The organism is Leisingera sp. S232 (genome assembly GCF_049800895.1).
Taxonomy (GTDB): domain Bacteria; phylum Pseudomonadota; class Alphaproteobacteria; order Rhodobacterales; family Rhodobacteraceae; genus Leisingera.
Genome location: NZ_JBNAFX010000023.1, coordinates 62,668 through 73,077 on the forward strand (window position 1 = coordinate 62,668; position 10,410 = coordinate 73,077).

Annotated in this window: 13 protein-coding genes; 9 read left to right on the forward strand and 4 right to left on the reverse strand. The window is 58.4% G+C overall.

The window, feature by feature from the left end:
• Positions 1–10 precede the first annotated feature (10 nt).
• Complete coding sequence (gene fabD / locus ACP151_RS14250; protein ID WP_424979569.1) at positions 11–943, reverse strand: ACP S-malonyltransferase; 933 nt, start codon at positions 941–943, stop codon at positions 11–13.
• A 167-nt stretch (positions 944–1,110) separates the two neighbouring features.
• Here fabD and ACP151_RS14255 point away from each other — a divergent pair, with 167 nt between their 5' ends.
• Positions 1,111–2,394: a cytochrome b/b6 domain-containing protein gene (locus tag ACP151_RS14255; protein ID WP_424979570.1), complete on the forward strand. Its 1,284-nt coding sequence runs from the start codon at positions 1,111–1,113 to the stop codon at positions 2,392–2,394.
• Between the two features lie 288 nt (positions 2,395–2,682).
• On the opposite strand, the gene ACP151_RS14260 is transcribed toward ACP151_RS14255, so the two are convergent.
• The gene (locus ACP151_RS14260) at positions 2,683–3,261 is read right to left on the reverse strand and encodes a YceI family protein (RefSeq protein WP_424979571.1); all 579 of its coding nucleotides are present in this window, start codon (positions 3,259–3,261) and stop codon (positions 2,683–2,685) included.
• Positions 3,262–3,416: 155 nt separating this feature from the next.
• Entirely contained in the window at positions 3,417–3,950 is a 534-nt protein-coding gene (locus tag ACP151_RS14265; protein WP_424979572.1) for a hypothetical protein, read from the reverse strand.
• Between the two features lie 326 nt (positions 3,951–4,276).
• Between ACP151_RS14265 and rpsF the strand changes: the two genes are divergently transcribed.
• The 7 genes from rpsF (at position 4,277) to ACP151_RS14300 (ending at position 8,772) form a co-directional block, all read left to right on the forward strand.
• Positions 4,277–4,630 (forward strand): 30S ribosomal protein S6, encoded by a 354-nt coding sequence (rpsF, locus tag ACP151_RS14270; protein ID WP_424979573.1) that lies wholly within the window; start codon positions 4,277–4,279, stop codon positions 4,628–4,630.
• 28 nt (positions 4,631–4,658) lie between these two features.
• Entirely contained in the window at positions 4,659–4,886 is a 228-nt protein-coding gene (gene rpsR / locus ACP151_RS14275) for a 30S ribosomal protein S18 (RefSeq protein ID WP_005852865.1), read from the forward strand.
• A gap of 12 nt (positions 4,887–4,898) precedes the next feature.
• Positions 4,899–5,507, forward strand: a complete 609-nt coding sequence (rplI, locus tag ACP151_RS14280; protein WP_424979574.1) for a 50S ribosomal protein L9 — start codon at positions 4,899–4,901, stop codon at positions 5,505–5,507.
• Between the two features lie 179 nt (positions 5,508–5,686).
• On the forward strand, positions 5,687–5,878 hold the full coding sequence (locus tag ACP151_RS14285; RefSeq protein WP_424979575.1) for a hypothetical protein: 192 nt from the start codon (positions 5,687–5,689) through the stop codon (positions 5,876–5,878).
• Positions 5,879–6,397: 519 nt separating this feature from the next.
• On the forward strand, positions 6,398–7,339 hold the full coding sequence (locus ACP151_RS14290) for an IS110 family transposase (RefSeq protein WP_424978945.1): 942 nt from the start codon (positions 6,398–6,400) through the stop codon (positions 7,337–7,339).
• A gap of 86 nt (positions 7,340–7,425) precedes the next feature.
• Positions 7,426–7,707, forward strand: a complete 282-nt coding sequence (locus ACP151_RS14295; protein WP_424978946.1) for a hypothetical protein — start codon at positions 7,426–7,428, stop codon at positions 7,705–7,707.
• A gap of 207 nt (positions 7,708–7,914) precedes the next feature.
• Positions 7,915–8,772, forward strand: a complete 858-nt coding sequence (locus ACP151_RS14300; RefSeq protein WP_424978947.1) for a delta-class carbonic anhydrase — start codon at positions 7,915–7,917, stop codon at positions 8,770–8,772.
• 70 nt (positions 8,773–8,842) lie between these two features.
• Here the strand turns inward: ACP151_RS14300 and ACP151_RS14305 are convergent, their stop codons facing one another.
• On the reverse strand, positions 8,843–10,264 hold the full coding sequence (locus ACP151_RS14305; RefSeq protein ID WP_424978948.1) for a methyl-accepting chemotaxis protein: 1,422 nt from the start codon (positions 10,262–10,264) through the stop codon (positions 8,843–8,845).
• Here ACP151_RS14305 and ACP151_RS14310 point away from each other — a divergent pair.
• On the forward strand, positions 10,206–10,410 hold a 205-nt coding region (locus ACP151_RS14310; RefSeq protein WP_424979579.1), incomplete at its 3' end, for a hypothetical protein. The genes ACP151_RS14305 and ACP151_RS14310 overlap by 59 nt on opposite strands.

The following is a 10,410-nucleotide window of genomic DNA, read 5'->3' on the forward strand; positions in this document are numbered from 1 at the left end:
AAGAATCCAGTTAAGCTTCGCAAGCCGCTTTTGCGTCTTCGGGCGTGCCCACCTGACGGCTGGCCAGGGCGCGGTCGATTTTGCGGATCATGCCGGACAGGGCCTTGCCTGCACCGATTTCCCAGAACTCGGTCACGCCTTTGGCCCCCATCGCCTGCACGCTTTCGCGCCAGCGCACCGAACCGGTCACCTGCTCCACCAGCAGTTGGCGGATCTCATCCGGGCTGGTGACCTCATCCGCGCGCACGTTGGCGATCAGCGGCACGGCGGGGGATTTGATATCCACGCCCGCAAGCGCTTCGGCCATGGCATCTGCAGCGGGCTGCATCAGGGCGCAATGGAAAGGTGCAGACACCGGCAGCATTACGGCGCGTTTGGCGCCCTTTTCCTTGGCAATGACTGCGGCGCGCTCTACCGCGGCCTTGGCACCGGAGACCACCACCTGGGTGGGGTCGTTGTCGTTGGCGGCCTGACAGACCTCGCCCTGTGCGGCTTCTTCGGCCACGGCGCGCACGGCATCAAGGTCAAGGCCGAGGATGGCGGCCATGGCGCCCTCGCCCACTGGCACGGCGCTTTGCATTGCCAGGCCACGGGTGCGCAGCAGGCGGGCAGTGTCGGCAACCGAAATGGCACCGGCGGCGGCCAATGCGGAATATTCGCCCAGCGAATGGCCTGCCACAAAGGATGCCTTGTTGATGGTAACGCCTTCAGCTTCCAGCGCGCGCATTGCGGCCATCGAAGTGGCCATCAGGGCGGGCTGGGCGTTCTGGGTCAGGGTCAGGGTTTCGATGTCGCCCTCCCAGATCAGCTGGCTCAGGCTTTCCCCAAGCGCGCTGTCCACCTCGTCAAAGACGGCCTTGGCGGCCGGATAGGCTTCGGCCAGCGCCTTGCCCATGCCGATGGTCTGGGCGCCCTGCCCGGGAAACACGAATGCGATCGTCATTGATGACCTCGTCTGTTTTAGCGTTCTGCCTGATGTACCCGCCCTTTTCCTTACGTACAAGCAAAGCTGCACGAAACCTGTGCGCATGCGGACAGCCCCCTGCGTTGCATCCGGCACAGGCGCAGTTAGGGTAAGGGCAATCGGACCCAGACCAGGAAAAGCACCCTATGTCCCGCTCCAACACGTTTTCATCTTACGGATCTGTCGCCAAGGGTTTCCACTGGCTGACGGTGCTTTTGATCTTCTCCGCCTTTCCCTTGGGGTATTTCGCCAATGAGCTGGCGCATCAGATACAGAGCCCCGGCTTTGACGGCAGCCAGACCGTGATTGAGCAGGCAACGCTGCTGTTCTCGCTGCACAAAACCGTGGGGGTTGCCGTGTTCTTCACCGCGCTGCTGCGCATTTTCTGGGCGCTGAGCCAGCCGAAACCCGGCCTGTTGCACCCGGACCGCAAGGCAGAGGCGCTGGCAGCAGAAATGGTGCACTGGCTGCTTTACGGCTCTTTGGTGGCGGTTCCGCTGACGGGCTGGATCCACCACGCGGCCACCACCGGCTTTGCGCCGATCTGGTGGCCCTTCGGGCAGAGCCTGCCGTTTGTGGCCAAGTCCGAGCATGTGGCGGGGCTTTTTGGCGGGTTGCACTGGCTGCTGGTCTGGACGCTTGCAGCCGCATTGGGACTGCATATAGCCGGCGCGCTGAAGCACCATGTGATTGACCGCGATGCAACGCTGCGGCGGATGCTGCCGGGCGGCGGCGGTCTTCCCAATCCGCCGGCCCAAGCGCATAGCCTGCTGCCGTTGCTGGCGGCACTGGCGGTCTGGGGCGCTGTGCTGGGCGGCGGTGCAGCAATCGGCGTTTACGGCGGCCATGATCACAGCCACGTACAGAGCGATGGACAGAGCGACGGGCACGCAGCTGAAGGCGCCGCTGCCCCGGTTGCCGCCGCCGCCGCACCGGCAGCGGGCAGCGGCTGGGCGGTGCAATCCGGCACGCTGGGCATTGCCGTCACCCAAATGGGCAGTGTGATCAATGGCAGCTTTGGCGAATGGGCAGCCGTGATCAGCTTTGTGGACCCAGCCGCCCCCGGCCCGGCCGGCAGGGTGGAGGTGACAATCGCTATTCCTTCGCTCGAGCTGGGCTCGGTCGCGGGGCAGGCAATGGGGGCTGATTACTTTGACAGCGCCCGTTTCCCGACGGCCCTGTTCACAGCAGAGATTGAAAAGCTGGCGGAGGGCTACCAGGCCACAGGCACGCTGACCATCAAGGGCCAGGCGGTGCCGGCCACCCTGCCCTTTGATCTGGATCTGACAGGCGACACCGCGGTCATGTCCGGCGGGCTGACATTGAACCGGCTGGATTTCGGTGTCGGCAAAAGCCTGGCCGATGAAAGCTCTCTCGCTTTTGCAGTGGATGTCATGGTGGAACTGGAAGCGCAACGCCAACAACAATAGCTGCGGCTGCGGTGGTCCGCACCGGCGGCGCTTTGGCAGGCCGGTGCGGTTTCAGACCCGTCTTTTTCCAGATGCCAGCATCTCTTTGGGGCAGATACCGGGCACGCCCGGAAAACGCAGGCCCTAAAAGCATCGGGCACTCAGTCCTGGCAAAGCATCTAGGCGTATCAGGCTGGTTTCTATCCGCATCGGCCCGACCCGTGGCACGGCCACGGACCCTGCACAGAAAAGACCGCCGGACCTGTTCAGTCCGGCGGCCCTTGTCTGCACAGATACTTGTGCTGCGGATCAGCCGTCCGCTTTCATCGCTTCGACGGAAATCTTGATATTCACTTCATCGCTGACGAAAGGCGCGAACTGGCCCAGGTTGAAATCGGAGCGCAGTACGGTTGCAGTGGCGTCAAAGCCTGCCCAGGGTTTCTTGCGCATGGGATGATCACCGGTCTGGTTCAGCTTGGCATCCAGCACAACCGGCTTGGTCACACCGTTCAGCGTCAGGTCGCCGGTGATCTTGGCGGTGCTGTCACCAGTCACTTCAATTGCGGTGGAGGAAAAGCTGATGGTCTCATCCTCTGTCGCCTCAAAGAAATCCTTGGACATGAAATGGTCGAACCGGGCCTGCCAGCCGGTGAACATCATGCTGAGCGGCATCGTTACATTGACGCTGGAAGCCGCAGGATTTTCCTGGTCGAACATGATTTCGCCTTCGAAGCCCGAAAACATGCCCCAGGTGGTCGAGTAGCCCAGGTGGTTATAGTCGAAGAGAATCTGGCTATGGCCTGCGTCCAGAACATATTTTTCAGGCGATGCGGCTGCGCCGGTTGCTGCAGCGGCGGCCAAAACGGCGGCAAGCAGGGTCTTTTTCATGTCAAAGGCTCCGTTGGAATGAACATTGTGGCAACACATGTGGTCCGGGCCGCCCTGAAGGGAAGCCCGTAATTTCCAACACTATCTGTGAGTACGCGAACATTAAACCCGCAGCTGCCGCCAGCGCATGTCCTCGCGCAAACGTGTCGGAAGTTTCAGGTCATGATATGCACAGCACCGCTGAGCTGATCGCGCAGCTGGCTGCGCACTGCAGCAGAGTCCAGCGGCAATTCGATCAGCAGGCTGCCGTCGTCCTCAAACAGCTGGACCGAATTGGCCGCCAGCCGCACGCCGCCCAATGTATCATAGCTGCGGCGCAGGACAGTCCGCGGGCGGCCACTGGAATCACATTTCAAAAGCCGCAGTTCGCGGCGCACAGGGTCAAAACAGGCCTCCGGATGGCCGGCCGGCTCATGGGCGGTCATCAGCACCAAACCCAGCAGAAGAAAGGCAATCGAAACGCCGAAGCGGACCAGATCCATCTCTGGGTCGGTGCCGGAGCCCTGCACAATCCACAGACCGGCTGCACCAAGGATCATGGCCCCGCCCAAAAACCGCAGTGCTGCGATCCGCACCTTCCAGTTTGCTTCGAACCGCAGGCTCAGCGGCGACGCTTCTGCAAAGGAACCAAATGTCCGGCTGCCCGGCATGCCGGAGCCCTGCGGCGGGATTTGCTCTGTCACTGACATTTGACGGCCCTTCTGATGCTGTCCTGTTTCTGCTGCCAGGCTGCCTCCTCTGGCGGGAGGGCTGCGCCGCGGCTTCATCCGCGTTAAGGCTTCGTTAAGAACTGAAGCCCTCTTTTGCGGCAGTAATGGGGCAGACCTGCGGTTTTGCCGCGGCGGGCAGCTGCGGACGGCAGCAAATGCCCTTTTGCCTTGCTCTTTTGGCTCGGGCCTGTATAGGAGGCCCTGCTTCCGCGACATTTTCGATCCGCGCAGCCTCTCGTGACCGGGCAGCGGAAGCTTTGGATGCCCTGTCTATGAAATGCGCCCAGACACAAACAGGAGTTCGCATGCCACTCTATGAGCATGTCATGATTGCGCGTCAGGACCTGTCCAACTCGCAAGCAGAAGGCCTCATCGAACATTTCGGTGCTGTTCTGTCCGACAACGGCGGCAAGCTGGTCGAACAGGAGTACTGGGGCGTCAAAACGATGGCCTACAAGATCAACAAGAACCGCAAGGGCCACTATGCCTTCCTGAAGACCGACGCACCGTCGGCCGCCATTCAGGAAATGGAGCGCCTGATGCGTCTGCATGATGACGTGATGCGCGTCCTGACCATCAAGGTCGACGAGCACGCCGAGGGCCCTTCGGTCCAGATGCAGAAGCGCGACGAACGCGGCGATCGCCGTGAGCGCCGCTGATCTTAGCTTGAGAAAAGGACGCTAAATCATGGCAGCCAAACCGTTTTTCCGCCGCCGCAAAGTGTGCCCCTTCTCGGGCGACAACGCACCGGCAATCGACTACAAAGACACCCGTCTTCTGCAGCGCTACATCTCTGAGCGTGGCAAGATTGTGCCTTCGCGCATCACCGCCGTTTCGGCCAAGAAGCAGCGTGAGCTGGCCCGTGCTATCAAGCGCGCCCGCTTCCTCGCCCTGCTGCCCTACGCTGTGAAGTAAGGAGATAGGCACATGCAAGTTATCCTTCTTGAGCGCGTTGCAAAGCTGGGCCAAATGGGCGACGTCGTTGACGTAAAGCCCGGGTTCGCCCGTAACTTCCTGCTGCCGCAGGGCAAGGCGAAAACAGCTTCCGAAGCCAATATCGCATCTTTCGAGGCACAGAAAGCGCAGCTGGAAGCGCGCAACCTGGAAACCAAAAAAGAAGCCGAAGCTCTGGCAGCAAAGCTGGACGGCCAGCAGTTCATCGTGATTCGCTCCGCATCGGATGCGGGCGCGCTGTACGGCTCGGTCACCCCGCGCGACGCAGCCGAAGCCGCAACCGCGGACGGTTTCTCGGTCGACAAGAAACAGGTCGCCCTGATCTCCCCGATCAAGGACCTCGGCCTGCATTCGGTCTCTGTGAAACTGCACCCGGAAGTCGAAGCCACCATCAAACTGAACGTCGCGCGTTCGGCAGAAGAAGCCGAACTGCAGGCATCGGGCAAATCGATCCAGGAGCTGGCCGCCGAAGAGGAAGCCGCTGCGGAATACGAGATCTCCGAGCTGTTTGACGACATCGGTTCTGCGGCGTCTGACGACGACGACGCACCGGTCGAAGCCGCTGGCGAAGAAACCAACTGATCCCTTTTGGGACAGTGAAACATGGGAAAGGCCGCCCTTTGGGCGGCCTTTTTCTATGCCCGTGCGGCATCTGCAAAAGACACGGCAAATTGCACAGAAACCCCCTGCCCCGGAATAACCATCTGTTTGCCGTATTCAGCAAGAATACTCGGCATGTGGAGTGAATAAGGGGATGTGCCATGCTGGACGCATTGGAAAGTGAAGAGCTGGCTCTGCGCCGGCGGCTGTTGTTCCGCCTGCTGCGCGGGCAGAAATTTGATCGGCCGGAATTTCGCAATGAAGCGATTTCTGATCTGGTGCCCAAAGGGCTGATCACACCGGAGGACAGCCTGTTTCAGCGCCCTGCCGCAGAAGAGCGCAAACATCTCTGAACAGCCGCGTGTGCGGTCTTTTCTGCCCGGTTCGCCTGCCGCCGTGCCGGCAGCGCTGAGCGTGTAGGGACCGCGAAATTTTGGGAAACAGCCGCGGTCCCTTCTGCCCGATTGGCAAAGTTGCCCCCCAGGCGTGAGGGGCAAATTGCCCTGAGGCTAGTCTCTGCCTCAATGCGCATCCCCAATATGTAGTGGGCTTCCATATTTAACAAATGTCTAATGATTAAAGTTTGACCAAATCCTCCGCAGGCCGGATGTCGTCCGCGCTGCGCCATCCAAGGGCGGTTCCCTGCCGGCCTGACAATGACCGCGCTTGTCTTATGAATTTCGTGGCTCCAATGGCAAACTGGAGCCACTGCCTGGCACGGCATTTATGCCGGGCAGTGGCGGGGATGGATCGAGACCGCGCAGGTTCTCGGAACCGTGCTAGAGTGGGATCGTTCCCGTCAATTTCCATGGGGCCTGAACGGATACGCGGGGGAGAACCCGCCCCGTATGACAAGCATAGGACAGGGAAAGATGACCAGACACACTATTGGCGTGGATATATCAAAAGACCATTTGGACCTTCACGCATTGCCTTCAGGAGAGGAAGTGAGGATCCAGAACAGGAAAGGCAGCTTTCCCAAGCTGATCCGATGGCTTCGGAAGCTGGAGCCGGAGATCGTCGTCTTCGAACCGACAGGTTCCTATCATCGAGCATTCGAACAGGCTTTGCACACGGCAGGAATCCCCGTTTGTAAGGTGAACCCACTGTATGCGCGCCGGTTTTCGCAATCCGCTGGTGTCTTGGCCAAGACCGATCGGGTTGATGCAGCTATGCTGGCACGGATGGGATTTGCCTTGGACCTTGAGCCACAGCAGCCGCAGCGGGAGTTGGTTGCCATCTTGCGTGAGCTGGCGATGTTCAGACGGGGATTGGTTAAAGAGCGCACAGCAACACTGAATAGGCAGAAGGTGCTGACCCACCCCCTGCTGAGACGCCAGTGTGCGGCCCAGTTGCGCCAGATCGAGCGGCAGGTGAAGCAGTTGGATGCCGAGATCCGTAACACTGTCGAGGCAGATAGACAGTTGAAGCGGCAGAAGGAAATCCTGATCAGCATTCCTGGCATTTCGGATGTTACTGCCTTCACCGTATTGGTGGAGATGCCGGAAATCGGGACACTTTCTTCGCCGCAGGTTGCCAGCCTGGCAGGCCTTGCGCCGATGACGCGGGAATCCGGAAAGTGGAAGGGAAAGTCCTTCATCCAGGGCGGAAGGGCGGTCTTGAGGCACGCTATGTATATGCCTGCACTTGTCGCCTCCCGTCATAACCCGGACCTGCGCGCCCTGTATGAACGGCTTGTTGCAGCCGGCAAGCCAGCCAAGGTTGCGATAACAGCGGTGATGCGTAAGCTGATTGTTTTAGCCAATGTCCTGATCAAGGCTGACAGGCCTTGGGAAGTGCGTCCTGCCCTCTAGCCTCCAAAAGATCAATACAGTATTCTAAGCGTCAGTACCGCTTAGATTGATTTTCCCGAGCGGAATTTCAGGATTTTGGAGACGCGATGAGCTTCGACGATGAGGAAATCAGGGCCATCAAGACGAGGCTGCTTGAAGATGGTTATGTCAACGACGAGCAGGGCCTGGGTGCAATCGCGTTCAAAGATCATGGAGACGCAATAATTTCTGATCTTCGGCTGGCCGGTTACTCTCAGCCAATTGCCCGCGGTGCCGGCTACTTTTCAGGCAATGGCAACGTCTACTGGATGCATAACCCGGATCTGGTAAGTGCCGATGAGGCCCGCTGCATGACCCGCAGATGGGTGAATGACCGTGAACACTGCTAAGGGCTTTCCTGTTCGACAGCGGCCTTTCCTTCTCAAGGACAGGTTCAGAGTGTTTTGCTTTCAACCGAAAGTGAGCACCCTCATCGCGAGATGAAGGTGCCCATCATGGTGTGCCTAGAGTATATGAGATGGAGGAACCAATCTCGACTCTCCTTATAGGTGAAGTAGACTTAGGTTTCGTTAACTCATCGCAGGAGTTTGATCCAATTGACGAACTTGAGACAATGGACACTGGCATTGGGTGCGGCCGCCTTTGCGGATGCATCAATGTCGGTTGCGGAGAACAGTGAACCCGTACCAGACGAGGTTATTGCTGCGCAGCGCGCCTCTTTGGCCGCTGCAACGGAAGGGACAGGTTTTGGCCCTCAGTCACCGCGTGATATTGGACAGGCGGAAGGTACCAACCCGCGCGTGTTCAGCAAGGCGCCAGCTGTTACAGGGATGACTCTTTGCGATATTCATTTTCATGAGAACGCTGAGCATCGTGGTGGAGAGTTCACCACCTATGCCGGCAATGGTGATGGCAATGGATACGGAACAGGTTACAAATTCTCCGGAGAACTGACACCAGCCGAGAAAGCTTCTGCCGGCAAAGCGGTTGGAGCCAGCGAGCATGGAGACCTGGTGCCTGGCGACACAATCGAAGCCCATTTCGTTTATTCAACCGCACAGGCAACGCTTGGAAATGGATTGGGCACCTGCCTTGGTGAAGCGACCAGCAACCCCCAATTGCGGGTGGAAGCTGTTGTTGCAGTCCTTGTTTCTGAGGGAGGCGCAGACTTTACCGAATTGGCGCGGATCCAGGAAACTGGCGGGCTGAACCAGCTTCCAAACCTGCCGACCGATTTGGGGGCACCGGTGACCTACACAGGATCAACCACGGGCCCGGCCTATAACGAGAAGGGATCTCCCTTCCAGGTTACCTGGAATGTCCGGCCGAAAGTTCTCAAGCTTGATATCCATTCAGTTGACGCCTGGCTGGGCGACAACCCGTTTTCGGAAACACATGCGCATGGTGTCCGGAACCTGGTCCGGAACCCAGCATTGCTTTCGCCAATCAATTGAGATGAAACGGGTAAGAGGAGCGATTTCTCAGCTTCCTCTTACCCAACCTGCCGTAGCAGACACCTTGTGTTTAAAAGTTATCCCAGCCCTGCGCCGCCGGAAGCACCTCTTGATCAAAGTCATCAAAGGCCGCGTCAGCATCTGGCATCGGAGGATGCGCTTGAGGCAAGGATTTAGCCGCTGCGGGCGGAGCTGTATCTCCTTTGAACTTGGAGATCTCCTGTGTGAGCTGGCTGGCGTCGTTCGACAGCATCTGGCTTGCAGCAGATGTCTCCTCAACCATTGCTGCATTCTGCTGCGTCACTTGATCAAGCTGGGAAACCCCCATGTTGATCTCACTCAAAGCTGTCGATTGCTCAGAGGCCCCTGTGGCGATTTCACGGATGTGATCTGAAATCGTTGCCACGCTCTTGATAATCTGCTGCAGTTCTTGGCCGGATTTTCCGACGAGGCTCACACCATTGCCTACTTGCTGGTTGCTTTCACTGATCAGCTGCTTGATCTCTCCTGCAGCATCAGAAGACCGCTGGGCAAGTGCTCTGACTTCCGATGCAACAACTGCGAAACCGCGGCCGGCCTCACCTGCCCGTGCAGCTTCCACGCCAGCATTCAAAGCTAGCAGGTTGGTCTGGAACGCAATGTCGTCGATCACACCGATAATCTTGGAGATTTGTTCCGAAGAGTTTTCAATTTTTGACATCGCATCAACAGCGCTAGTTACAACTTCGCCGCTGCGTTCCGCAGAGGCCTTGGCGTCAGTCACGATCTCTTCGACATTTCGTGCGCCGTCTGCTGAGGCTTTAACTGTTGCCGTCAATTCTTCCAGCGCTGCAGCCGTTTCCTCAAGGGTTGCAGCCTGGCTTTCGGTGCGCTGGGAAAGATCATTGGCGGCCTGGGCGATTTCATCCGATGTCCGCCCTACTGCTGCAGAAACCTGCTTTACGGCACCAACGGTGGTGGCAAGCTGCTCCAGAGAATGGTTGAAAGCGTCTCCAAGGGCTGCAATGTCCGGCTGATTGGATGCTTCAATTCTGTAGGCAAGGTTGCCTTCGCTCAATTCCTTCAGGCCAGCCCCGATTGCTTCCAGCCCGCGGCGGCGCTCGGTCACGTCTGAAGCAACCTTCACAACCCGTTCGACCTTGCCGGTGTCATCCTCGACAGGCGCATACGTCGCTTGAATCCAGATGGTTTCGCCGGACTTTGTCATCCGGGGAAATTGATCCGTAAATGCCTTTCCGCTGGCGAGGTCGGACCAGAATGTCCTGTATTCTTCAGAGGCAACCAGCTCAGGAGCAACAAACATGGAGTGATGTTTTCCCTGGATCTCTTCGAGATCATAGCCAAGTGCGTTCAGAAAATTCTGGTTGGCTGTGATGATTGTTCCATCGGGGTGGAACTGAATTGTTGCCTGTGTCCGGTCAACCATGCCAGCAATGATGGCATTCGTATCCGGCTGTTTTGAATCCGCAGTTTTCCTGCTTTTGAAGAACATCTCGATTACTCCAAGGCTATCTGGGCCACACACCTTCGAACTGCGAACGTACGAAAGCTTTGTGCCAAAACCGTTAATGCAGATTGCTGAGGTTCAAATGGCTCTAGAAGCCCTTTCAATTAGCCTTGACGCAAGACGGATACTCT

Excerpts from the sequence above, each read along its gene's own strand:
- fabD (WP_424979569.1), bottom strand. The coding sequence starts at position 943 with ATGACGATCGCATTCGTGTTTCCCGGGCAGGGCGCCCAGACCATCGGC.
- ACP151_RS14255 (WP_424979570.1), top strand. The coding sequence starts at position 1,111 with ATGTCCCGCTCCAACACGTTTTCATCTTACGGATCTGTCGCCAAGGGT.
- ACP151_RS14260 (WP_424979571.1), bottom strand. The coding sequence starts at position 3,261 with ATGAAAAAGACCCTGCTTGCCGCCGTTTTGGCCGCCGCTGCAGCAACC.
- ACP151_RS14265 (WP_424979572.1), bottom strand. The coding sequence starts at position 3,950 with ATGTCAGTGACAGAGCAAATCCCGCCGCAGGGCTCCGGCATGCCGGGC.
- rpsF (WP_424979573.1), top strand. The coding sequence starts at position 4,277 with ATGCCACTCTATGAGCATGTCATGATTGCGCGTCAGGACCTGTCCAAC.
- rpsR (WP_005852865.1), top strand. The coding sequence starts at position 4,659 with ATGGCAGCCAAACCGTTTTTCCGCCGCCGCAAAGTGTGCCCCTTCTCG.
- rplI (WP_424979574.1), top strand. The coding sequence starts at position 4,899 with ATGCAAGTTATCCTTCTTGAGCGCGTTGCAAAGCTGGGCCAAATGGGC.
- ACP151_RS14285 (WP_424979575.1), top strand. The coding sequence starts at position 5,687 with ATGCTGGACGCATTGGAAAGTGAAGAGCTGGCTCTGCGCCGGCGGCTG.
- ACP151_RS14290 (WP_424978945.1), top strand. The coding sequence starts at position 6,398 with ATGACCAGACACACTATTGGCGTGGATATATCAAAAGACCATTTGGAC.
- ACP151_RS14295 (WP_424978946.1), top strand. The coding sequence starts at position 7,426 with ATGAGCTTCGACGATGAGGAAATCAGGGCCATCAAGACGAGGCTGCTT.
- ACP151_RS14305 (WP_424978948.1), bottom strand. The coding sequence starts at position 10,264 with ATGTTCTTCAAAAGCAGGAAAACTGCGGATTCAAAACAGCCGGATACG.